At 73.1% G+C, this 23,758-nt stretch carries 17 protein-coding genes; 9 read left to right on the top strand and 8 right to left on the bottom strand.

Annotated elements, in window-relative coordinates; genetic code table 11:
* Window positions 1-9: 9 nt before the first annotated feature.
* Both ACH4XV_RS00630 and ACH4XV_RS00625 read left to right on the top strand, forming a co-directional pair.
* Entirely contained in the window at window positions 10-2,385 is a 2,376-nt protein-coding gene (locus ACH4XV_RS00630; protein WP_395785732.1) for a transketolase-like TK C-terminal-containing protein, read from the top strand.
* 103 nt (window positions 2,386-2,488) lie between these two features.
* Window positions 2,489-3,484 carry a hypothetical protein gene (locus ACH4XV_RS00625; protein ID WP_395785730.1) on the top strand — a complete coding sequence of 332 codons (996 nt, stop codon included), beginning with the start codon at window positions 2,489-2,491 and terminating at the stop codon, window positions 3,482-3,484.
* Between the two features lie 87 nt (window positions 3,485-3,571).
* On the opposite strand, the gene idi is transcribed toward ACH4XV_RS00625, so the two are convergent.
* Window positions 3,572-4,123, bottom strand: a complete 552-nt coding sequence (gene idi, locus ACH4XV_RS00620) for an isopentenyl-diphosphate Delta-isomerase (protein ID WP_380008622.1) — start codon at window positions 4,121-4,123, stop codon at window positions 3,572-3,574.
* Between the two features lie 252 nt (window positions 4,124-4,375).
* Between idi and ACH4XV_RS00615 the strand changes: the two genes are divergently transcribed.
* Window positions 4,376-4,975 carry a hypothetical protein gene (locus ACH4XV_RS00615; protein WP_395785728.1) on the top strand — a complete coding sequence of 200 codons (600 nt, stop codon included), beginning with the start codon at window positions 4,376-4,378 and terminating at the stop codon, window positions 4,973-4,975.
* 91 nt (window positions 4,976-5,066) lie between these two features.
* Here ACH4XV_RS00615 and ACH4XV_RS00610 read toward each other — a convergent pair whose 3' ends face one another.
* Complete coding sequence (locus tag ACH4XV_RS00610; RefSeq protein WP_395785726.1) at window positions 5,067-5,522, bottom strand: chaplin; 456 nt, start codon at window positions 5,520-5,522, stop codon at window positions 5,067-5,069.
* 204 nt (window positions 5,523-5,726) lie between these two features.
* The gene (locus ACH4XV_RS00605) at window positions 5,727-6,050 is read right to left on the bottom strand and encodes a chorismate mutase (protein ID WP_126642106.1); all 324 of its coding nucleotides are present in this window, start codon (window positions 6,048-6,050) and stop codon (window positions 5,727-5,729) included.
* 273 nt (window positions 6,051-6,323) lie between these two features.
* Between ACH4XV_RS00605 and ACH4XV_RS00600 the strand changes: the two genes are divergently transcribed.
* A complete protein-coding gene (locus ACH4XV_RS00600; RefSeq protein WP_395785724.1) occupies window positions 6,324-6,725 on the top strand; it encodes a hypothetical protein in 402 nt (133 codons plus the stop codon).
* An 18-nt stretch (window positions 6,726-6,743) separates the two neighbouring features.
* Here ACH4XV_RS00600 and ACH4XV_RS00595 read toward each other — a convergent pair whose 3' ends face one another.
* Entirely contained in the window at window positions 6,744-7,031 is a 288-nt protein-coding gene (locus ACH4XV_RS00595) for a hypothetical protein (RefSeq protein ID WP_395785722.1), read from the bottom strand.
* A gap of 501 nt (window positions 7,032-7,532) precedes the next feature.
* Between ACH4XV_RS00595 and ACH4XV_RS00590 the strand changes: the two genes are divergently transcribed.
* Window positions 7,533-8,696: an NAD(P)/FAD-dependent oxidoreductase gene (locus tag ACH4XV_RS00590; RefSeq protein ID WP_395785720.1), complete on the top strand. Its 1,164-nt coding sequence runs from the start codon at window positions 7,533-7,535 to the stop codon at window positions 8,694-8,696.
* Here ACH4XV_RS00590 and ACH4XV_RS00585 read toward each other — a convergent pair.
* Entirely contained in the window at window positions 8,677-9,087 is a 411-nt protein-coding gene (locus ACH4XV_RS00585) for a Zn-ribbon domain-containing OB-fold protein (protein ID WP_395785718.1), read from the bottom strand. The two genes, ACH4XV_RS00590 and ACH4XV_RS00585, sit on opposite strands and share 20 nt — an antisense overlap.
* Window positions 9,088-9,458: 371 nt before the next feature.
* On the opposite strand from ACH4XV_RS00585, the gene ACH4XV_RS00580 reads away from it, so the two are divergent.
* Both ACH4XV_RS00580 and dapD read left to right on the top strand, forming a co-directional pair.
* Window positions 9,459-12,347 (top strand): ATP-binding protein, encoded by a 2,889-nt coding sequence (locus ACH4XV_RS00580; RefSeq protein WP_395785716.1) that lies wholly within the window; start codon window positions 9,459-9,461, stop codon window positions 12,345-12,347.
* A gap of 75 nt (window positions 12,348-12,422) precedes the next feature.
* Window positions 12,423-13,418 (top strand): 2,3,4,5-tetrahydropyridine-2,6-dicarboxylate N-succinyltransferase, encoded by a 996-nt coding sequence (gene dapD, locus ACH4XV_RS00575; RefSeq protein WP_395785714.1) that lies wholly within the window; start codon window positions 12,423-12,425, stop codon window positions 13,416-13,418.
* Between the two features lie 95 nt (window positions 13,419-13,513).
* Here the strand turns inward: dapD and ACH4XV_RS00570 are convergent, their stop codons facing one another.
* Window positions 13,514-15,223: a class I adenylate-forming enzyme family protein gene (locus ACH4XV_RS00570; protein WP_395785713.1), complete on the bottom strand. Its 1,710-nt coding sequence runs from the start codon at window positions 15,221-15,223 to the stop codon at window positions 13,514-13,516.
* A gap of 486 nt (window positions 15,224-15,709) precedes the next feature.
* Between ACH4XV_RS00570 and ACH4XV_RS00565 the strand changes: the two genes are divergently transcribed.
* A complete protein-coding gene (locus ACH4XV_RS00565; protein ID WP_395785711.1) occupies window positions 15,710-17,659 on the top strand; it encodes an N-6 DNA methylase in 1,950 nt (649 codons plus the stop codon).
* A gap of 16 nt (window positions 17,660-17,675) precedes the next feature.
* Here ACH4XV_RS00565 and ACH4XV_RS00560 read toward each other — a convergent pair whose 3' ends face one another.
* Window positions 17,676-19,646 (bottom strand): protein kinase, encoded by a 1,971-nt coding sequence (locus ACH4XV_RS00560; protein ID WP_395785710.1) that lies wholly within the window; start codon window positions 19,644-19,646, stop codon window positions 17,676-17,678.
* Between the two features lie 305 nt (window positions 19,647-19,951).
* Here ACH4XV_RS00560 and ACH4XV_RS00555 point away from each other — a divergent pair, with 305 nt between their 5' ends.
* Window positions 19,952-21,241: a citrate synthase gene (locus ACH4XV_RS00555; RefSeq protein ID WP_380008331.1), complete on the top strand. Its 1,290-nt coding sequence runs from the start codon at window positions 19,952-19,954 to the stop codon at window positions 21,239-21,241.
* Window positions 21,242-21,426: 185 nt separating this feature from the next.
* Here the strand turns inward: ACH4XV_RS00555 and ACH4XV_RS00550 are convergent, their stop codons facing one another.
* Window positions 21,427-23,754: a PQQ-binding-like beta-propeller repeat protein gene (locus tag ACH4XV_RS00550; protein WP_078977853.1), complete on the bottom strand. Its 2,328-nt coding sequence runs from the start codon at window positions 23,752-23,754 to the stop codon at window positions 21,427-21,429.
* Window positions 23,755-23,758: the final 4 nt, after the last annotated feature.

The following is a 23,758-nucleotide window of genomic DNA, read 5'->3' as shown; positions in this document are numbered from 1 at the left end:
GAGGTGACCATGCACCGCAGCGACACGGACCACGCCGCGTCCGCTCTCGGCATCGACCTGTCCGTCCTCGAAGCCGTCCAGCGCCGCGTCCTGTGGCTCGCGACGCGCATCGTCGACTCGGCCAACCACGACCGGCCGAACGCCGACGGCATCAAGGTCGGCGGCCACCAGGCGTCCTCCGCGTCGCTGGTCTCGGCGATGACCGCGCTGTGGTTCGCCCACCTCGACGGCCCCGACCGGATCAGCGTCAAGCCGCACGCCTCGCCGGTCTTCCACGCGATCCAGTACCTCCTGGGCAACCTGGACCGGTCCTACCTGACCACGCTGCGCGCCAAGGGCGGCCTCCAGTCGTACCCCTCCCGGACCAAGGACCCGGACCGCGAATGGGTGGACTTCTCCACCGGCTCGGTCGGCCTGGGCGCGGCGGCGCCGCTGTTCGGCGCGGCCGCCCGCCGCTACGTCGACGCGCATTTCGGCGCGCGTCCGGCCTCGCGCTTCGTCGCGCTGCTCGGCGACGCCGAGTTGGACGAGGGCAACATCTGGGAAGCCATCGCCGACCCGGCCACCCAGGGCCTGGGCAACGTGATGTGGCTGGTCGACTTCAACCGGCAGTCGCTCGACCGGGTGGTCCCCGGGGTCCGGATCGACCAGTGGCGCGGCCAGTTCGAGGCGGCCGGCTGGCATGTGGTGGAGGTCAAGTACGGTCGCCGGCTCCAGGCCGCGTTCGACCGGCCCGGCGGCGCGGCGCTGCGGGCCTGGCTCGACGCGATGCCCAACGAGCAGTACCAGGCGCTGTTCGGCCTCGCCGACGCGGACGTGCGCGCGCACTTCCTGGACGGCGCGCCGGCCGACGTCGCGGCCACGGTCGCGGACGTACCTGACGCCGAGCTGCACACGCTGGTCACCGACCTCGGCGGGCACGACATCGCCGCCCTGCTCGACGCCTACCGGCGCTGCGACGCGGTCACCGACCGGCCCAGCGTGGTCTTCGCCTACACGGTCAAGGGCTGGGGCCTGCCGCTCGCGGGCAACCCGCGCAACCACTCCGCGCTGCTGACCACCGATCAGGTCGCGACGCTGCGCACGGAGTTCGGCCTGAGCGAGCGCACCGAGTGGGATCGCTTCGACGCCGCCACACCCGAGGGCATCCTGGCCGGGCAGCGCCGCGAGCACCTGGCCCGCGCGCCCAGGCCGGGTCCGCTGGGCGTGCCGGTCGCCGCCTCGACGAATCAGCGCATGGGCAAGCCGGTGTCCACCCAGGAGACCTTCGGCCGGGTCCTGGTCGACCTCTCCCGCGACCCGGCGCTCGCGCCGTACCTGGTGACCACCGCCCCCGACGTGGCCACCTCGACCAACCTGGCCGGCTTCATCAACCGCACCGGCGTGTTCTCCCCCACCGAGCGCCGGGCCTGGTCGGGCGAGGGCGCGCTGAAGTGGATCGAGGGCCCCGGCGGGCAGCACATCGAGCTGGGCATCTCCGAGATGAACCTGTTCCTGCTGCTCGAACAGCTCGGCCTGGCGGGCGACCTGTCCGGCCAGCCGCTGATCCCGATCGGTACGGTCTACGACCCGTTCGTTTGCCGCGGCCTGGACGCGTTCATCCACGCCGTCTACTCCGGCTCGCGCTTCATCGTGGCCGGCACCCCCTCCGGGGTCACCCTGGCCCCCGAGGGCGGCGCGCACCAGTCCACCATCACCGCCTCGATCGGCCTGGAGCTGCCCGGCACCACGCTGATCGAGCCCGCCTACGGCTCGGCCCTCGACTGGCTGCTGTGCGACGCGGTCGGGCGGATCGCCGGCGGCCCGGACCACGGGGTCGAACCGGACAACGGCGCCTACTACTTCCGGCTCACCACCCGCCCGATCGATCAGGCGCCGTTCGAGGCCGCCCGGACCCGGCTCGGCGACGCGGTGTTGCGCCGGCAGGTGCTCGCGGGCGGCTACCGGCTCCTGGAGGCGCCCGACCTGCCCGGCGCGCCGAGTGTGTACCTGGCCGCGTCCGGCGCGGTGTTGCCCGAGGTGCTGACCGCCGCCCACGAACTGCGCGACGAGGGCATCGCGGCGCATGTCGTGGACATCACCTCGGCGGACCGGCTCTACGCCGCCTGGCAGCGCACGCTGCGCCAGGGGGTGCGCACCGCGACCACGCCGTCCGCGCCCGGCGCGCTGCGTACCGCGTTCCCGTACCGCGCGCCGGTGGTCACCGTGCACGACTCCTCCTCGCACACCCTGGCCTGGCTCGGCTCGGCGCTCGGTGTGCCGTGTGTACCGCTGGGTGTGGACCAGTTCGGCCAGACCGGCCGGATCGAGGACCTGTACGAACTGCACGACCTGCTGCCGGGTTCGATCGTCAACGCGGCGCTGGCCGCACTGTCCCTGGCCTGAGCACCCCCGCCGGGCGGGGCCGCCCCCGCTCCGCCCGGCTCGCTCACGCGTACGGTATGCGTGCTGACGCAGCGTTCGACCGGACCGAGGCGAGGAGTGGTGGATGCGACACGGGGGCGTGGGACGACGGTGGAGCGCCTGGGCGGCGGCGGCCCTGACCGCCGCCGTCGTGCTGACGGGGTGCTCGTCCGACTCCGGCGGCGGCAAGGACGACAAGGGCGGGGACAAGGCGGGCGGCACCGGGGGGCCGTCGTCCGGCGCCCCGGCGCCCGGCGGGGCGGGCGACAAGGACCCCAGGGCGGTCTGGGCCGCGCTCGTCGCCGCGACCACCACGCAGCGGGTGGTCGAGTACCACGGGGTGCGTACCGCGGCCGGCGACACCGCCAAGGAGGCGACGGTCAAGGAGGAGTTGTGGTCCTGGTACGACGCGGGCGCGGGGTCCGCGTTCACCGACCGCGCCTACCAGGTCGCCGCCGACGCGCCGATCAAGCGCTCCCAGTGCGAGGCGGGCCGGGAGTGGAGCTATAACAACGCGCTCAAGCAGTGGAGCGACACGAAACGCACGTGTGTCGTGGACATGGCCCACGAGGGCAAGTACGTCGGCGACGGCATCCTGCCGACCGGACTGACCGCCGAGCAGGCGAAGACCTTCGCCGCCCAACTCGAGGCCACCCCGGGCTGGTTGACCCCCTCGGCGGTGGAACCGGCGCAGCAGGGCGGCAAGTCCTGGCTGCGCCTGACGGTGGATCTCAAGCCGCAGCAGAACGGCGGCGCGGCGGCCAACACCGATCTGTTGCTCCGGGCGTTCCGGGCCACGATCCCCGACTTCACCAAGGGGCCGTACCAGATCGAGAACTTCGGTCAGCAGAGCGGCTCGCCGGTGCGCGCGGTGTTCTGGCTGGACCCGGCCACGCACCTGCCCGCGTACTCCGAGGTGAGCACGACGGTGGTGGACAAGGGTGTGGCCACCGGCGCGACGCGGCACCTGCGCACCGAGTACGTCTTCGGCGGCGCCGCGCCCAAGCCGGATCGCGCCACGCTCGTCCCGGCGCCCGCGCCGACTTGGCCGGACCAGGGCACCAAGCCGCCCCAGGCCTGACGGGGCGGGACGGACGCAAAACGAGAGGGCGACGAGCGAGAGGGCGGGTCCGGTGTTCCGGACCCGCCCTCTCGCTCGGGTGTTCGCTCAGCGTGCGGCCAGCGCCGCCAGCGGTGCGCGCACCGGTTCGAGCACCGCGCTCAGCCACGCGGTGTGATCGTGCTCGGCCAGCCACGCGTCGAGTTCGTCGAGCGGCACGTACGCGACGTCGTCGACCTCCTCGGCGTTGAGCCCGAGTTCGCCGCCGACCAGGCCGACGAAGAGGTGGTTGAACTCCTTCTCGACCAGGCCCGAGACCTCGTCGGTGACGTCGTAGGTCACCAGACCGGCCGGTTCGAGGACGGTGGGCTTGGCGCCCAGCTCCTCGGTCAGCCGGCGCAGCACCGCCTCCCGGGGCTCCTCGCCCGGGAACGGGTGGCTGCAACACGTGTTGGACCAGCGTCCCGGCGAGTGGTATTTCGTCAGTGCCCGGCGCTGCATCAGTACCCGGCCCTGCTCGTCGAGGAGGAAAACCGAGAACGCCCGGTGCAGCAGACCCGGCGGCTGGTGTGCCTCCAGTTTCTCCGCGAGGCCGATGGTGTTCCCCTGCGGGTCCACCAGTTCGACCATGACCCGACCGTCCGGCTGCTCCTGCGCCATGTGCTCTCCCTGCTGTTCGGCCTTGCTCAGCACACTATCCGGCACGCGCGGCGCGGATCCGCCGATCCCGGGCCGGGCCCACCCCAACGTGTCGTGCGCCGCCTACATCGTTGTCTGTACGGCGGGATCCGCCCTGTCGACGATCCGCCGCGGGCGCGCCCGGGAGAGGCTGGTGGGGTCCGTTCGAGACCGCCGTCGCCCGCCCGGGCCCGGGGTCGGAGGGGCCCGCAACCGCCCGAGGGAGAGATCGCCGTGGTCGTCGCCATGATCGTGGCCTGCGAGGTGGGCTTTTGGGTGCTGATCGCCCTGGGCCTGCTCAGCCGCTACGTGCTGCACCGCCGGCGGCTGAGCAACGTGTTCCTGTACGCCACCCCGCTGTTGGAGGTGATCCTGCTCGTGGTCGCCGTGGTGGACCTGCGCGGCGGCGCCACCGCCGGGTCGCGGCACGGGATCGCCGCGCTGTACATCGGGACGACCGCGGTCTTCGGGCATCGGGCGATCCGCTGGGTGGACCAGCGGGTGGGCTACCACTTCCTGGGCGGCCCACTGCCCTGGCGACCGCCGCGGCGGGGCCCGGAGCGGGTCCGCTACGAGGTCGTCGAGTTCGCCCGCGCGGTGGCCGCGATGGCGATCGCCGGGGCGCTGCTCGGCGTGCTGATCCTGATCACCGGCGACGCCGACCGCACCGAGGCGCTGCGCGGGTTCTTCGGGGTGCTGGGCGGATTCACCCTGATCTGCCTGGTGATCGGCGTGTACGGCGTCTGCGAGGCGTTCGGGAAGCCGCCGAAGGACAAGCCCGCGCCGCGCCGGCTGCGCGAGCCCGGCCCGGTGGAGCGCACCCCGGTGGGCTGACCCACCCGCACCGGCCCGGAAACCGGCCGCGGCCCCGGCACACCTGGGAGGTGTGCCGGGGCCGCGGCCGGTACGGCCGTGATGTGGGTGCTCAGCCCATCATCGAGCCGGCGGCACCGCTCGCCAGGGCGGCCAGACCGGTCGGGTCCGAGCAGTCGTCGGTCGGCGGCACGTGCGGCGGCGGGGGCAGCTCCGGCGGGCAGTCGTCGACCGGCGGGGCCGGCGGCGGGCAGTCGTCGGTCGGCGGGACGTGGTGCGTCGGCGGGGCCGGGTGGCCCGGGTGACCCGGCTTCGGCAGCTCCACCCCGTCACCGTTCACGCAGGTGTTGCCGAACGTCGGGTTGATCGCCGCGATGACGTTCACGGTGTTGCCACAGACGTTGACCGGCACGTGCACGGGCACCTGGATGTTGTTGCCGGAGAGCACGCCGGGCGAGTCGACGGCGGCGCCATCCGCCTGGGCGGACGCGAACGCCTGGCCCCCAACCGAAACCGAACCGCCGAGAATGGCGGCGGTGACGACCGCACCCTTGGTGAGCTTGTTCACTGGTAGTTATTCCCATCGATCGATAGACGGTGGAACCGGGGTTCCGCGACATCCAACGCGCGAGGGTGATGCCGGTGACGGTGAGCGCGCGATCTTCCCCCGTAAGTAGCAAGCCGCGCAGGGGAGAACGCCGGACCGCACCGACGCGGGGACCGCGGACGTCCGCGATCGATTCAACGAGCCGGACGGCGATCGATCACGCGATCACGCGCCGGCGATCGCCTTGTGGTGGTGAATCACCTCGGCGACCAGGAAGTTGAGGAACTTCTCCGCGAAGTCCGGGTCGAGCTTGGCGCTCTCGGCCAGCGCGCGCAGCCGGCGGATCTGTACCGCCTCGCGCGCCGGGTCGGCCGGCGGCAGCCGGTGCTCGGCCTTGAGCACGCCGACCCGCTGGGTGCACTTGAACCGCTCGGCCAGCAGGTGGATCAGGGCCGCGTCGATGTTGTCGATGCTGTCCCGCAGGTCCAGCAGCTCGGCGGGCTTGTCGGGCGCCTCGCCCGACCTTTCGTCAGTGGTTCCGTTGGCCATAACGGGTGACCCTACCCGGCGCCCTCGCGCGCGCGGAGGCACGCACGCCCACGGGCCCGCCGCGGCTCCCCCCGGACGCCCCGTGCCCGGGCCCGCCCGGCGATCCGAGGAAATGTCACCACCTGTCATCTCTCGTTCTGCCAGGTGTCACATCGCCACCTGCGGGGGACCCTCTGAGTACGGTCCGCGCCGTCGGCTGTCCCTGCCGTGTCGCGACGACCGTTCGGCCGTACTCGTGGGATGCGGGCGGAACTGCGGTAGGGGGCGAACGACATGATGGAGGAAGTGCGTCTGACGCCGAACGAGCGGCGGATGCTGGAGGAGATCGAGTACGAGCTGCGCAAGGACGAGGAGTTGGACCTCGCGCTGCGCACGATGCGTCCTTCCCGCAACCGTCGGCGCGGTCGTGCGCGCGGCCGGGTCGTCCCGGGCGCGGGCTCGATGCCGGCCTCGGGGCGCGCCCGCCGAAGGATGCGCCGCCCGACGCTCTCCGGCACCTGGCACGTGCTGTTGCTCGTCGTGCTGTTCGCGGCGGTGTTCGCGGCGCTGATCACCACTTCCGGCGCCTACCTGGTGGTGATCGCGTTCGCGCTGATCATCATGGGCTGCACCACCACGCTGGTCTGGCTGTGCGTGTCCTTCCTCCTGCGTCGCGGTGGCGGCGGCCGGACCTGATCGGTCACGGGAGGCGGATCACCGGGCTCGATGGTCGCGACCGGCGGTCGTGCGGCCGAGGCCGCGACCGCGGGCCGCGACCGCCAGCGTGCCCGCCGGGGCGGCCACACCGAGCAGCAGCGCGGCGTCCAGCGCGCCCATCCCGCCCGGCCCGATCGAGTAGAACACCAGCGCGAGCGACGCGAACATGCACATCAGCACCGCGGCCGTCATGCGCTCGGCGCGGCGCGCCCGGGTGAGCAGCCACAGGCAGCCGCCGAGGCCGACGAACAACGTCGCCAGAGCGGCGATCGCGGTGGTGGTCATCGCGTCTCCTGTCTTCCTGCTGCGTTCGAACGGGCCCTGTTTCGGCGGTCTACCCGAGGCGACCGCGATGATGCGCGACCCCACCGGAATCGAATCCTAACCGCCATGTACCCCCATGGGGTATATGATCGAGCCATGACACCCACCACCGCCCCCTGCGGCGGCACCGCGCGCCTGGATCTGCTCCGACGCGCGGGGTCCGCGACCGTTCGAGTGACGCTCGCCGTCGAACGTTGCCGACGCGCCTGCGTCCGGCGACGCGGGTAGTACCGCCCGACCGGGACCCGCGCGGGCTCGATCGGCCCGCGCCGGACACCGTGCGTAACACCGCCGTTACGCTCGCGTCGAAAGCCGGAAACGGTCGGGCTGTTCACTCCGGGCGAGATCGGTTCCACTCCCGGGACCGGGCCCCCGACCCAGGTGACGGCGCGAGATGACGACACAGGACCGTACGACGGCGCCCCCGCGCCCCGGCCGACCGCCGCGCCCGGGGGCGATCCGATGACGCCGGACTCGCCGGTGGCCGACGTGGTGATCGTCGGGTCCGGCCCCGTGGCCATGGCGATCGGCTACGCGTTCACCCAGCGCGGGATGCGCGACGTGCTGGTGTGCCCGGCCGGGAGCGACGACGCGGCGGCGCTCGGCGTCTTCGGGGCCTTCGGGGCCTTCGGCGGCCCCGGACCGGGCGGCGGCGCCGTGTACCGCCCCGCGACCGCGCCCGCGCTCGCGGCGATGGCCGCGGCGGGCATCCGGCTGTTCGAGAACGCCGCGGAGGAACTCGGCGAGGACGTGGGATTCCGTCGCTGCGGTCGACTGGTCGCGGTGGCCGCCGCCGATTCGGACGCGCCCGACGCGGGTGGCGGGATGCCCCGCGCCCTCGGCATCGGCGTGCGGCGGATCTCACCCGAGGAGGCCGGTACACACTGGCCCGAACTGATCGTCGACGTGTCCACCGACTTCACCCACGACCCCGGCGCCGGCTACGCCGACACCCGACGCACCGCCCGCGCCTTCGCCCGCGCGGCCCGCCGCGCCGGCGCCGCGTTCCTGCCCCGCACGCCGGCGGTGGGCCTGTCGGCGCGCCGGGACCGGATCACCGGGGTGCGCCTGGGCGACGGCCGCGAGGTGGTGTGCGGCACGGTCGTGGTGGCCGCCGGGGTCGACGCGCCGGCCCTGCTCGCACCGCTCGGGGTGAGCCTGGCGCTGCGGGCCGCCCGCGAGGTGGCGGTCCGGGTCCGGGTCGGCCGGGCGCTCGGCGAACGACCGGTCCTGGTCGACCCGTCCGGCCGCTGGCTGCGCCCGGACGGTCCGGACCGACTGCTCGTCGGGATCCCCGACCCGGGCGCGGCCGACGCCGACGCGGCCGCGCACGCCCTCGCCCTCCTGGCGGCGCGGCTGCCGGACCTGCCCGACCCCGTCCCGGAGGCCGTGTTCGACATCCGGTGCGACGCCGGGCCCGATCACCTGCCGCTGATCGGACCGACCGGCCCCGACGGGCTGTTCGTCGCGGCCGGCTGCGACGAGCACGGACTCGGCGTGGTGCCGGCGGTCGGCATGCTGACGGCCGATCTGCTGTGCGACGGCGCGAGCGGTCGGCCGGACATCCCGGCCGGCGACTTCCGCCCGGACCGCGCGGCGGGAATCCTCAGCCCCGGTCGGGCGTGAAGAACGGCAACACGCGTTCCTCTCCCGTCGGTCGCAGGTCCACCCGCACCCGCATCCCCGAATGGATCTCCGCCGGTTCGACCTCGACCAGATTGGTGAGCATGCGATAGCCCTCGTCCAGATCCACGATCGCCACCGCGTACGCGCCGCCGAACGAGCGCGCCTCGGGCCGGCGCACCACGGTCCAGCTGTACACGCTCCCGCGCCCGGCGCTGGTGGCCCACTGGAGCGCGCGCGACGAGCAGCCCCGGCACATCTCGGTGGGGGCGAAGTTCGCCGTATCGCACGCCCCGCACCGCTGATAGCGCAACTCGCCCGATTCGGGCGGGATCCGCACCGACGCGGCAGGAGTGACGGGTACACCGATCTGCGGTCCCAACACGGGTGTCACGGCCTTTCTGGTCGAACATGCCTCGTCGAGTTCTGCGGGCCCGCCGGCGGTCGAACACGAGCCCCGGCTGCATGCTCGCGCACCAAGCGCCCGGTTGCCGAATCGACCGCACATCCGTTCCCGTTCCGAAATCGAGCCACTCGAAGAGAGGACGTCGACAGGACTTCTCGGCCAAGTCAAAGACATGGCTTGCGTGATTGGCGCAGGATGGGTAGCGCAAGTGATCCGCCACGGCGCGTAATCGATCCGCGCGGGCTCGGGGTGGGGACGCACGGCAGAGAGGTTGCGCGATGACGGCAGGACGCACGGCAGCGCGCCCGGAAGGCACGGGGCGCGAGCACACACCCGATCCCGCTTCCGTCGCGGAGCCCATGCCGCTGTTCGAGCGCGAGCCTTTGCAGCGCGAACTCCGCGAAAACATGGCCGCGGTGCGCCGAACCGGCACGGGCCGCGTCGCGGTCGTCAAGGGTGTGGCCGGCATGGGCAAGTCGGCCGTGCTGGACTGGACCGAGGCCACGGCGCGGACGGAGGGCTTCGAAACGCTCGCCGTGACCGGCTACGACCTGGAGAAGGTCCGCGTCTACGGCCTGGTGAAGCGGCTGTTCGTCAAAATCCATCGGCTCGACGACGCCGGCCGACGGCAGCGACTCGGCGAATGGTACGGCGTCCTCGCCCCCATCCTGGGCACACAACCGCGCCAGCCCGAGGCGCCGCCGGACCCGGACAACGTGCGCGCCGGCCTCGACGCGGTCATGCGCAGCCACCTGCCGGCGCATGGCGGACCGCTGCTCCTGGTGGTGAACGACGCGCACTGGGCCGACTCCTCCTCGCTCGACTGGCTCGCCCGCTTCGCGCTGGAGATCGACGGGTTGCCGATCCTGTTGGTGATCTCGTATCGACCCGACGAGATCGAGGAGCCGTTGCGCCCGTCGCTGCGGGCGCTGGACAAGGTCGCGGCCACCGAGTTCGGACAACTCGCTCCACTCACCGTCGACGGCGTCGGCTCGGTGATCCGCCGGCGATTCGCCGACCGGCACGTCGACGACGAGTTCGTCCGCCGCTGCCACCGCTACGTCAACGGTCTGCCGCAGACCCTGCGCGAACTCCTGCGCTACGTCGAGGAGAACGGGATCCCGCCAACGGCCGCCGGCATCGCGCGGTACGGCACCGAGATGGCGGACCACGCCGTTTACGCCTACCACAAGGACCAGTTCGAGGAGCGCTTCAACCGACTCGCGCCCGCGGCGCGCAGGGTGGCGATGGCAGCCGCGATCCTGACGCCGCACATGAACATCGAGCGCATCGCGACGCTGACCGGACTGAGCCCGCAGACCGTCATGAAGGCGGCGGCGGACCTGTACGGACAGGAGATCCTGACCGCCGTCGACGACGAGCGATCGGCTTGGGGGTTCACCCACTCGCTGGTGCAACGCGCGGTCTACAGCCACTGCTTCGCCCTCAGCGACCGCTGCGCGATGCACCTTCGAGCGGCCCGCATGTTGCGCGAGGACGGGTTTTCCGCGCAGAGCGCCGCCACCCACCTCCTGAAGGTGTTCGGCACCATCAACGAGTGGGCCGCCGAAACCGCGGTGAGCGCCGCGCGCGAATGTCTCGCGTCGGGTGTGCCCGAGGCGGGTGTGCGCTATCTCGAACACGCGCTCGTCCAGCTCGCGCCGAAGGAAATGCACGCCAAGATCCACTACAACATCGGCCGCGCCCACTTCGTGAACAACCCCCCGGCCAGCCTGGAACCGCTGCGGCGGGCCCTCGCCGCGTGCGCGCCGGGCACCGAACTGCGCACCAACATCGTCTGCGAACTGGGGCGTTCGCTCGCGTTCAATGGGCAACTCCGCAAAAGCATCGAACTCCTGGACGAGGAGATCAAGAAGACCCCGGTCGGCCGAACCCGCCACCGGCTGTACGCCGATCTGTTCATGTGGGCCGCGTTCTGGGAGGACGACACCAGCTTCGCCTCGCGGGCGCACGACCTCCAGCGGCTGACCGTGCGCCTGAGCACCGAGCAGGCCACCACACGCACGAACTGCTCGCTGTTCGCGCTGGTCGCCTGGTACGGCGTGCTCAGCGGGCGCCGGTTGCAGACCACCACCAAGTTCGCCCGTGCGGCGCTCGGTCCCGAAGGGCCGAACGGGGAGCGCAAGGGGTTCAGTTGGATCGAGGACGGTTGGGGTTTCGAGATCCCGATGGTGCTCATTCTGACGTTCATCCACTGCGACCTGTTCAAGGAAGCCCGCGCGCTCTTGGACACGGGCATGGCCGAACTGCGCGACAACGGTCGCCAGCGCTCGCATCTGTCCTACGGCCACGCCTTCCAGGCGATGCTGTTCTATCGGATGGGTCGGCTCAACGACGCTCGGGAACAGGCCGAGATCGGGCTGGAGATGGCCATGCAACTCGGGGAGGACACTCCCTCGAAGTGGTACGCGGCGGGAGTACTGATCCAGACCCTGATCGCCCAAGGCAATCTCGAACTGGCCGAACACACCTCCAAGCGCATCGGCTTCGACGACGCGGTGAAGGCCGATCAGGCGGCCCGAGTATTGCCGGTGCCCGCGATCGTGCTCGCCGAACTGCGGATCGCGCAGGGCAGGCACACCGAGGTGATCCGGCCCCTGACCGACCTCGGCGAAAAGCTCCGCGCTCGCGGCATGGACAACCCCGCGTGGTGCCCGTGGGGTCTGCTGCTCGCGCAGGCGCTGAGCCTCGAGGGCCCATTGCAGGACCAGGAGGCGGCCAGGAAGGCGGCGAAGCAGGCGGTCGCCCGGGCCGACGCGTGTTATGCCCCGGTGGCCGCCGGCCAGGCCAAGCGGGTGGCCGCGGAACTGGACGACAATCCGAACGCGCTCCAGATGTTGTGGGACGCGGCGGTCGCCCTGGAGGGCGTCGGCGCCAACTACGAATACGCCAAGGCGCTGCTCGCATACGGTGACCGGCTGCGCAAGGACGGCCACAAACAGGACGCGATCGGAGAATTGGAGCGGGCCCGCCGAACCGCGATGGCCTGCGGTGCGATCCCGCTTCAGGCCCGGGCGACCGAGATGGTCAACGCCCTGGCCGGCAGCACGGCGCTGCCGCCGGTCGACCACGAACGCGCCGATTTCGCCGACTGGACCGAGGAATACCCGGGCGGTTACAGCCCGTACGGCATCCCACACGGCGGCAACTCCCGTCCGGACGCGGACGACGACCGTACCGAGACGTGGCCGTTCCGGGACGGGATCACGCGCGGGTCGGAGATCTGACGGAAGGCGTACAACGCGTCGGGGCGCGGTCGACCGGCGCTCGGTGTCGGCCCGGGCCTTCGGTACGGTAGCGGGGTGATCGACACTGCTGCTTCCTCCCCCGTTGGTGCCGTCGCCGCCGGCCTCGCCACGATCGCCGCCGATGGCACCGTCCTGGACACCTGGTACCCCGCACCCGAGCTGACCTCGGGCGATGTCGACGGCAAGGCCGAGACGGTGCGGCTGTCGGCCGACGAGGCCCTGGCCGCGCTCGGCCCCGACGCGATCGCGGGCCTCGGCGCCGACGCTGTGCGCGGGGTCGAGGTCGTCGCCGTGCGCACGGTGATCGCCTCGCTGGCCGCCGCGCCGGTGGACACCCACGACGCGTACCTGCGCCTGCACCTGCTCAGCCACTGCCTGGTCCGCCCGCACGGGCAGAGCCTGGAGGGCCTGTTCGGCCTGCTCCCGAACATCGCCTGGACCAACCTGGGCGCGGTGCCGGTGGACGGCCTCGCCGCCGCCCGGCTGCGCGCCCGCGCCGCGCGGGTGCCGTTCGAGGTGGCCGGGGTGGACAAGTTCCCCCGGATGACCGAGTTCGTGGTGCCCCCCGGCGTCCGGATCGCCGACACCACCCGGGTCCGCCTGGGCGCGCACCTGGCGCCCGGCACCACCGTGATGCACGAGGGCTTCTGCAACTTCAACGCGGGCACCCTCGGCGCGTCCATGGTCGAGGGCCGGATCAGCGCCGGCGTCGTGGTCGGCGACCACAGCGACATCGGCGGCGGCTCGTCGATCATGGGCACGCTGTCCGGCGGCGGCAAGGAGACCATCTCGGTCGGCGAGCGCTGCCTGCTCGGCGCCAACGCCGGCATCGGCATCTCGCTCGGCGACGACTGCGTGGTGGAGGCGGGCTGCTACATCACCGCCGGCACCCGGGTGACCACCCCGGACGGCACGGTGGTCAAGGTCGCGGAACTCTCCGGTCGCGACGGCCTGCTCTTCCGCCGCAACTCGGTCACCGGCACGATCGAGGCGATCGCCCGGACCAAGTCGTGGGGCGCGCTGAACGAGGATCTGCACAAGAACGACTGACCGGGCGCCGCGTTGCGCGGCAGCCCGACGGGGGATCGAAGACACGTCCGAGCGGGGCCGGCGCCGACCACGGCCGCCGGCCCCGCTCGCGTCGTTCACTCCTCGACGAGGTCGGCGGGACGGCCGCCCGTGGCCACCGCGCGGATCACCTTGCCGGTCGGCGTCCGGGGCAGCGGCTCGGCGCGCAACTCCCAGTGCGCCGGCACCTTGAAGTGGGCCAGCCGCTCGGCCACATAGGCGCCCAGCTCGGCGGCGGTGATCGGGCTGCCCTGGGCCGGGACCACGATCGCCTTGACCTCCTCGCCCCACTCCGGATGCGGTACGCCGACCACCACCGACTCGGCGACGTCCGGGTGCGCGTCCAGGCAGTGCTCGATCTCGGCCGGGTAGACGTTCTCGCCGCCGCGCAGGATCAGGTCGCTGCGCCGGGTGGCGAGGTGGAAGCGACCGGCGCGGGCGAAGCCGAGGTCGCCGGTGCGCAACCACCGGTCCGGCGTGAGTGCCTTCGCTGTGGCCTCCTCGTTGCGCCAGTAGCCGCGCATCACCAGCGGGCTGCGGATCCACAACTCGCCCTCGACGCCGTCGGGCTGTTCGCCGCCGTCCTCGTGACGGATCGTCACCTCCACGGTGGGCACCGCCGTCCCGATCGCCCCCGGCTCGTCCTCCAGTTGCGCGGCGCCCGCCGTGGTGGCCACCCCACCGGACTCGGTCAGCCCGTACCCGACGCCGAGCGCGCCCTTGGCGCCCGGGAACACCTCCTGGAGCCGGCGCACCAGTTCGGGCGAGAACGCCGCGCTGCCGCCGCCCAGGCGCACGATCGAGGACAGGTCGTGCCGCGCGGTGTCGGGATGGTTGACCACCCGCCAGCCGAGCGTGGGCACCAGCGACCACGTGGTGCACCGCTCGCGCTCGATCAGCTCCAGGAGCCGCGGCACCTCGAAGCGCCCGGCGTAGAGCACCATCGTCTGCCCGCCGGCCAACGCCGCCACGGCGCCCGCCAGCAGGCCCGAGACGTGGAAGAAGGGACTGTTGACCAGCCATCTCCCGGGCGGCGCCTGGACCCGTGCGGCGGCGGGCAGGTGCGCGCTCGCCCGGGCGGCGAGCAGCGCCTGGAGGTTCTGCATGGCCACCACGTTGCGATGGGTGAGCACGGCGCCCTTGGGTCGGCCGGTGGTACCGGAGGTGTACAGGATCAGGGCGGGGTCGTCCTCGTCGGCGGCGCCCGGCGGCAGGTCGGCGTCGGGGGCGTACTCGGTCAGCGCGGCGAAGTCGCGCTCCATCTCCACCACGGGCAGGCCCAGTTCGCCCGCGGCGGCGACCGCGCCGCCCAGCCGCTCCAACCGGCGCCGGTCGGCGATCAGCACGGTGGGCGCGCAGTCCGCGACGGCGTAGCGGATCTCGTCGGCGGCCCACCACCCGTTCATGCCCACCGCGATCGCGCCGAGCGCCGCGGCGGCCTGGAAGGCGGTCAACCACTCGGGCCGATTCGCCGCCAGGATCGCCACCCGGTCCCCCGGCCCGACCCCGAACCGCTCGCGCAACGCGTGCGCGGTCGAGGCGACGTCACGCACGTGTCGAGTGAAGGTGATCCTGCGGTCCTCGTGGACCAGATACTCGCGATCGCCGAAGCCGCGCGCCCGCTCGACGAAGGTGGTGATCGAGCGGGGCCGTTCGGCCAGGACGCGCAGCGGGACGCCGAGCACGTCCTCCTCGACGAGCGCGAAGGGGCCGTCGGGGGCGGTCAGGGCGGCGAGTACGGGATCGGGCGCGGCTGCTGCGGGCCCGGCGGAGCTGGAGGTGGCCATGGCGGGGACCCTAGGATCCTTGACCGAGTCATTCAAGCGATCCGCGATGTGATCTGCGCATGGATGCGGCGAGCTCGCGACAACGCACGAGGGCGACCCGCCCTTCGGCGGATCGCCCTCGTGACCCCTCCCCCATCCCCCCGGATGAAAGTTTCATCCCCCGTCGGGCCGCACGCGGCGAGCGAGCCGGTCGGGGCGATCGTCGCGGCGACCGCCACGGTGGTGATCAGCCCCCGGCGCCGGCCCCCCGGGGTCGCGGTCGAAGCGGACTGCCGGAGAACCTTCGGAAGCACTGCATGGAGTCACTGCTCGGAGGCACTGCGAAAACAGGCGGGCGGTGCGGGTGTCTCCGGGGTTGCACCATGCTGCCGGGGTCAATAGAAACAGCAGCTGTGAATAGTGTCAACAGGCATTCTCGGCGCCGTAGCGTTGCTTCTCTATGATCGACTTTTTGCGGTTCACACCCCAGGTCATGAGGAGGAGACGGTGCCCACCAGCCCCCAGGTCACCGCTGCCGAGATCGCCCGCATCGCGGGTGTCGGACGCGCCGCCGTGAGCAACTGGCGTCGGCGCTTCGACGACTTCCCGCGACCCGTGGGCGGCAGCGACGCGAGCCCCACCTTCGCGCTCGCCGACGTGGAGGGCTGGTTGCGCGCCCAGGGCAAGATCGCCGAGGTCGCGCCCGAGGAGCGGCTGTGGCGCCTGATCGCGGCCGACGGCGAGGTGGCCGACCGGCTCGCGGACATCGGCGAATACCTGCTCGCGGGCGCGCCCGCGCCGGTCGGCCCGCACGCCGATCGACTGCGCGCCGCCGGCGACCTGGCCGCGACCCGGGGCGCGCCCGCCGTGTTCGCCGACCTGTACGCCCGCTTCGCCGAGTCGCCCGCCGGCCCCGGCGGCGCCACCCCCGCGGCCACCGTCGCGCTGATCGCCGAACTCGCGGGCGCCGGACGGGAGAAGCCGGTCACCGTACTCGACCTCGCGACCACCCACGGTGACCTGCTGCTCGGCTTCGTCCGCTCGGCACGCACACTGCGCGGGCAGACCGAGGCACCGGCCCTGGCCCGGTTGATCCGGGTCCGCCTGGCGCTGCATCCGAACGCCGCACCGGACATCGACGTCGCCATCGCCGAGGGCGACGGACTGCGCGCCGACGCGTGGCCCGGCAGCCGCTTCGACGCCGTCGTGGGCAACCCCCCGTTCAACGACCGCAACTGGGGGCACGACGAACTGGCCTACGACCAGCGCTGGGAGTACGGGCTGCCGCCGCGCACCGAATCCGAGCTGGCCTGGGTGCAACACGCGCTCGGGCACACCGAGGCGGGCGGGCGGGTGGTGCTGTTGATGCCGCCGGCGGTGGCGGCCCGCGGCTCGGGGCGCCGGATCCGGGCCGAACTGCTGCGCAGGGGCGCGCTGCGCGCGGTGTTCGGCCTGCCCGCCGGCGCCGCGCCGCCGTTCGGGGTGGCGCTGCACCTGTGGATCCTGGAGCGGCGGCCCTCGGGCGAGCGCATGCCCACACACGTGCTGTTCGCCGAGCTCGACGACCTGGCGGACGCCGTCGCGGCGCACACCGCGCTGCGCGCCTGGCACGACTTCCGCGCCGACCCGGCCGGCCTGGCCGAGATCCCGGGCCGACATCGCGCGGTACCGCTGATCGAACTCCTCGACGACAACGTCGACCTGACCCCGGCGCACAACCTGCCGGCGCAGACCGACGCGAACGTGGCCGAGCGGGTACAGGACACCCGCGCCCGGCTGCTCGCCCTGCTGGCCCGGCTGCCGCACCTGGTGCCCGCCGTACCGGCCGCCGAGGAGGGCGCCGGGACCTGGCGCCCGGTCGCGCTCGCCGACCTGGCCCGTACCGGCGCGGTCACCCTGTACCGCAGCGCGTCGCGGGGCGGGCGGGTCGGCCACGAGACGCCCCCCGGCCCGACCGTGCCGATGCTCACCACCACCGACCTGGCCGCCGCCGTACCGCCGAGCGCGCGCCTGTCCGCGGCCGAGGCGGACGAGGCGCAGCACCCCCGGATCCACGCCGGCGACGTGATCGTGCCGACCCTGCTCGGCGGCGACGAGCACGGCTGGGCGAGCGCGGTCCGGGTCGCCGGGGCGGCCGAGCAGGACGCGGTCCTGGGGCCCAACCTGCACCTGCTGCGCCCCGACCCGGCCGCGCTGGATCCGTGGTTCCTGGCCGGATTCCTGACCGACCCGGCGCACGCGCGGCGGGCCGGCTACGGCTCCAGCATCGTGCGCGTCGACGTGCGGCGGATCGAGATCCCGCTGCTGCCGCCGGACCGCCAGCGCGCGTACGGGGAGACCTTCCGCGCGCTGCGCACGTTCGTCACCGACCTGCGCGGCGCCGCCGCGCTCGGCGAGGACCTGGGCCGGGGCCTGCTGGAGGGCCTGACCGCGGGCCTGCTGCGACCGCCGGGGTAGCCGCGACGGCGGGCTCTCAGCGCCCCTCCAGGGCCCGCAGCACGCCCCGGGAGCGGTCGGCGGGCGCGGCGGCGCGGAGCGGGCCCGACGGGGTCAGCCCGGTCGCCGCGGCGGTCCAGTCGGGGCCGGTGTAGCAGCGCACCAGGGCCTCGGCGGCGGTGCGGTGCACGTCGCCCATCGAGTACAGCTCCTCGCCCGGGACGATGCGGTGCCGCCGCCGCCCGGCCGAGCGCGCCTCCCGTTCCGGCCACCGCGCGTGCACCACCACGCGCGGCTCGTCGGCCGGCTCCGGCGCGGCCAGCGTGGAGAAGGACAGCGTGTACGGCAGCAGTGGGCCGACCAGTTCGCACAGGCCCCACAACACCGCCTCCGGGTCCGGCACGCCGTCCGCCTCGGACAGCGCGAAGGTCTCGTCGGGCCGGGCCAGCAGCGCCGCGACCACGTCCGTCAGCACGTCGGCGTGTTTGCCGGCGCGGGTCCGCAGGCGGGGCGCGCAGCGGGCCAGTTCGGCGTCGAGCACCTTCGGGTCGATCCGCGGCGAGGGCCGACCGGTGGGCTGCTCCAACGCGGCCGGGTCCCCCGAGGCGGCGAGGGCGAGCGCGTGCCGGGGGCCGGCGAGCGAGACCGCGGCGGGGTCGGAGCGGGCCGGGGCCATCAGCACCAGTGCCCGGCCGGGGGTGCGCCGGATCAGCGTGGGCCGGCCCCTCAGCAGGCCGAACCGGACCGCCGGCCGGCCCGCCGTGCGCCCTCCGCCGGGTTCGGGGTCGATCATCGGCGCCAGCACGGGGTGCCACCGGCGCAGGTCGGCGTCGGCCAGGGACGAGGCGAGCACGCCGGCCGGTCCCGATCCGGGCAGGTCGTACAGGATCCGGTCCAACATCGGGGCCCGCGCCGAGCGGTACGGCTCGCGCGTGTAGGGCCGGGTGGGGCCGGGTGCGGGCATCGGCCGGGTCGGCTCGGCGGGCGTCGGCCGGTCCGGTCCGGTGCGGTGGGCCCCACCCGGGCGCGGCCGCTCGGGCGTGGGCGCGCGCACCGCCTCGGGCTCCGGCGCGGGGCGCGGGGCGCACGGCCGGGGCGCGTCCACGGCGGGCCGGATCCGCCGCTCGTGCTCGTGCAGCAGGTCCAGCACCGGCCGGGGCAACCACGCGGCGGCCTCGTACGGGCGCCGGCGGCCGGTCAGCAGCTCGGCGAAGTCGGCCACCACCCGCTCCGGTGTCGGCCGCCGATCGGCCCGGCGGCGCAGGCACGACTCGACCAGCGGCAGCAGCTCCGGCGGCAGCCCGCTCAGGTCCGGGTCGCGGTTGCGCACGGCGCTCATCACCCGCATCGCGCTGCCCTGGTACGGCGCGTGCCCGGTGCCCGCGAACAGCAGCGTGGCGCCCATCGCGTACACGTCGGAGCGGACCGTGCCGGATTCGCCCTCGACCTGCTCGGGGGCCATGTAGGCGATCGTGCCGACCAGGTTGACGGTGTCCTGGTCCTGGGCGAGGGCGAGCCCGAAGTCGATCACCTTCGGCCCGTCCAGGGTGACGAGGATGTTGCCCGGGGCCAGGTCACGGTGCACCAGGCCCGCCCCGTGGATCGCGCCCAGCGCCTCGGCCACCCCGGCGGCCAGCCAGCGCACCGCGTCCGGCGGCAGCGGACCGCACTCGTCGACCACCTCGCGCAGCGACGGCGCCGGCACATAGGCGGTGGCCAGCCAGGGCCGCGCGGCCGCCGGGTCGGCGGCCACCACCGCGGCCGTGAACACCCCGCTCACCAGCCGCGCCGCCTGCACCTCGCGGGCGAACCGCCGCCGGAAGTCCTCGTCGTGGTCCAACTCGGCCAGGATCGTCTTGATCGCCACCAGCCGACCCGCCGGGGACAGCCCCAGGAAGACCCGGGCCATGCCGCCGCGGCCGAGCCGGGACAACACCCGGTAGGGCCCGATCCGGCGCGGATCGTAGGCGTCGAGGGGCGCCGGCCCCCGTCGTCCGTCGTCGGTCACGCAACGTCCCCCCGGCTGCCCGATCGTGTGCCCCTCATCATGACGCCGCATGGGTGACCCTCGAAGCGGGAAGCCGAAACACAGGGCACCGTCGCGACCCGAGCCGGCGGTGACCAAGGGCGTGGCGACCCGGCACCCTGGGTCAGGTGACGCGGCTCACGGTTTGTCGCCCAGGTGGGAGGTGGCTGCGAGGCCGCCTCGTGCGCCTGCTATTCGTACTGATGCACACATGTCACAAAGACCGGAACCGCACGGACACGATCCGGGTGGCTGCCGGAGCCTGAGCCGAGAAGTAGGGGACCCCCATGAGCGAGGACTCGGTAGTACTGCGCCACCAAGGAAACGAGCACACCTTCCCGCTGATCGAGGGCACCATCGGCGACACCGCCATGGACATCTCGACGCTGCGCGCAAAGACGGGGCTGGTGACCTACGACGGAGGGTTCGTCAACACCGCCGCGTGTAAATCGGCGATCACCTTCATCGACGGCGAGGAGGGCATCCTCCGCTACCGCGGCTACCCGATCGAGCAGATCGCGGAGCAGGGGACCTTCCTGGAGACGGCGTATCTGCTGATCTACGGCGAGTTGCCGTCGGTGAGCGCGCTGGACAACTTCCGCGACGAGATAACCCAGCACACGCTGCTGCACGAGGACGTCAAGCGGTTCTACGACGGCTTCCCGCGCGACGCGCACCCGATGGCGATGTTGTCGTCCGTGGTGTCCGCGCTGTCGACGTTCTACCAGGACAGCCACAACCCGTTCGACGAGGAGCAGGTCCGGCTCTCGGCGATAAGGCTGCTGGCCAAGCTGCCGACGATCGCGGCCTACGCGTTCAAGAAGTCGGTCGGCCAGCCGATGCTGTACCCGGACAACTCGCTCGGCTACGTCGAGAACTTCCTGCGGATGACCTTCGCCGTCCCGGCCGAGTCCTACAAGGCGGACCCGGTCGTGGTGGACGCGCTGGACAAGCTGCTCATCCTGCACGGCGACCACGAGCAGAACTGCTCGACCTCGACGGTGCGCCTCGTCGGCTCCAGCCAGGCGAACATGTTCGCGTCCATCTCGGCCGGGATCAACGCGCTGTGGGGCCCGCTGCACGGCGGCGCCAACCAGCAGGTCCTCGAGATGCTGGAGCAGATCAAGAACGACGGCGGCGACATCGACGCCTTCGTGAACAAGGTGAAGAACAAGGAGGACGGCGTCCGCCTGATGGGCTTCGGCCACCGGGTGTACAAGAGCCGCGACCCGCGCGCCACGATCATCAAGAAGGCCGCCGACGACGTCCTGTCCCGGATGGGCAAGAAGGACGAACTGCTGGACCTCGCGATGCAGTTGGAGGAGCGCGCGCTGGCCGACGACTACTTCGTCGAGCGCAAGCTCTACCCGAACGTGGACTTCTACACCGGGCTGATCTACCGGGCGATGGGCTTCCCCACCGAGATGTTCACGGTGCTGTTCGCGATCGGCCGGCTGCCGGGCTGGATCGCGCACTGGCAGGAGATGATCGCGGACCCGAAGGCCAAGATCGGCCGTCCGCGCCAGGTGTACACGGGCGTCGCGCTGCGCGACTACACCCCCATCGGTGCCCGCTGACCCGAATCGAACACCCGACGACGATCCCGGAGTCGAAGGTCGCGAACCGCGGTTCGCGAGCGACGGCTCCGGGATCGTTGCGTGTCGGGGGTGTCGGGGGTGTCGGGGGTGTCAGGGGTGTCGGGGGTGTCAGGGGGGTCGGGGGTGTCAGGGGGGTCGGGCGGGCGCGTTCGCCCGCCCCGCGCTCAGCCGTTGGTCCCGGCCGACGGGCCCTTGCCGGTGACCGCGTCCAGGACGTACAGGTGGCGGTCGGCGCTGCCCACGAAGAGCAGGCCGTCGGCCACGATCGGGGAGGTCACCCGACCGCCGGTGGTGAACCGCCAGCGGGGCTCGCCGCCCATGCCGACCGCGAGCACCGAGCCGTTGCTGCTGCCCGCGTACACCATGTCCTCGGCGACCACGGGCGAGGTCACCCAGCCCTCGGCGCCGTAACGCCACACGCAGCGCGTGGTGTTGACGTCGACCGCGTACAGGCCGCCGTCGCCGCTGCCGAAGAAGGACAGGTTGCCCGAGGTGGCCGGTTGGGCGACCGGGCCGCCCGCGCCGAACCAGCCGCGCATCGCGCCGTCGCCGGCGTTGAGCAGGTACAGGTACTGGTCGGTGCTGCCGACGTGCACGATCCCGTTGGCCACCGTCGGCGAGGACACCCAGCCGCCGGTGGGGAAGCGCCAGCGGCACCAGCCGGTGGCCGCGTCCAGCGCGTAGACGCAGCGGTCGCTGGAGCCGAAGTAGACCGTGCCGTCCACGACGGTCGGCGAGGTGGCCCAGCCCCCGGTGGGGAACCGCCAGCGACAGCGCCCGGTGGCCGCGTCCACGGCGTAGAGCGCGTTGTCGCTGGACCCGAAGTAGACGGTGCCGTCGGCGACCACGGGGGCGGCCACGACCTCGCCGCCGGTGGGGAAGCTCCAGCGCCACTGCCGCGAGGTCAGCTCCAGGGCGTAGACGTGGTTGTCCTGGCTGCTGAGGTACATCAGCTCGCCGTCCACGGCGGGCGGGTGCGACCAGCCCGAGGAGTCGAACCGCCACTCCCGCGTGGCCAGATGCAGGGTGTGCAGCCCGTTGTCGTTGCTGTGCACGTGTACGCGGGCGGTCCGCCCGGAGCCCGCGCGCACCGGCGGGGTCAGGATCTCGCCGGTCGCGGCGAACCGCCACACCGGCGCGGCCTCCATGCCGCCGGTGGGGGTGCGCGGCGGCGTGGGGTGCTGGCGGGGCACGTCGGGACCGCTCTCCGGCCACGTGACCGGAGAGTTGGGTATCGGGGCGGGCGGTCGGGCCACCCGCTCGGTCGGCAATGCCGGCGAGGGGGAGGACGTGGACACCGGTCGTCCCGAGACCGGTCGCGAGCCGCCCGGCGGACCGCCCGTCGGCGAGTTCGTCGGCGGGGCCGGCGGCCGGGGCGGCGGCTTGCGGGTCGGGTTCGTCGGCGGGCGCTGCGGCGGTGGCGGCCGGTGGGTCTCCGGGCGCGGCGCCGGACGCGGCTCCTGGCGGACCTGGTTGGGCAGTTTGCCCATGTTGTTCGGGTCCGGGCGCACGTTCTCCGGCAGTTCGGGCCGCTGCTCGCCGTCGGGCTCGACGAGTTCGCGGACCGGCGGCGTGCGCGGGCCCATCGTCGGCCGGTACTGGCTCTCGAACCGTTGCACCATCGCCGACGCGTTGTCGGGCAGTTGGCTGTCCGCGTCGCTGTCGTCCAGGAGCGGGGCGAGCTGGTTGAGCAGCTGGGTCGGGCTCGGCCGGTGTTCGGCGGCGCGCTGCATGCACAGGTTGACCAGGCCGGTCAGCTCGGTCGGCAGCCCCTCCAGGTCCGGCGAGCCGGTGACCAGGCGCAACAGCGCCTCGGCGGGCTTGCGGTCGGGGTAGGGCGAGTGCCCGGTGGCCGCGTACACCAGCGTGGCGCCGAGCGAGAACATGTCGCTGGCGGGGGTGATGTCGCGCACGCCCTGCGCCTGTTCGGGCGACATGTACGCCGGGGTGCCGACGGCGACGCCGGTCATGGTGAGCGAGCCGAAGTCGGCGGCGCGCGAGATGCCGAAGTCGATCACCTTGGGGCCGTCGCTGGCGACCAGCACGTTGGACGGCTTCAGGTCGCGGTGTACCAGGCCGGCGGCGTGTACGGACTCCAGCGCCTCGGCGATGCCGGCGGCCATCCAGCGCACGGCGCGCGGTGGCAGCGGACCGCAGGCGCGGACCAGCGACTCCAGCGAGGGCGCGGGCACGTACGCGGTGGCCAGCCACGGCACCGCGGCGTCGGGATCGGCGTTGACCACGGCGGCGGTGAACACGCCGCTGACCCGGCGGGCCGCGGCCACCTCCTGGGCGAAGCGCGCGCGAAAACCCGGGTCGCCGCCCAGCTCCGAGCGGATGGTCTTGATCGCGACCAGTCGCCCGAAGGGCGAACGCCCCAGATAGATACGGCCCATGCCGCCGGCACCGAGTCGGCCGAGCACCGCGTAGGGGCCGATCCGTTCCGGATCCCCCTTGGCCGGTGGCTCACCCGGCCATCCGTGTTCCGTCACAATC

It is taken from the genome of Embleya sp. NPDC020630 (assembly GCF_044334985.1).
Taxonomy (GTDB): Bacteria; Actinomycetota; Actinomycetes; order Streptomycetales; family Streptomycetaceae; genus Embleya.
The sequence above is the reverse complement of the archived record's forward strand: the minus strand, read 5'-3'. Positions and strand labels throughout refer to the sequence as shown.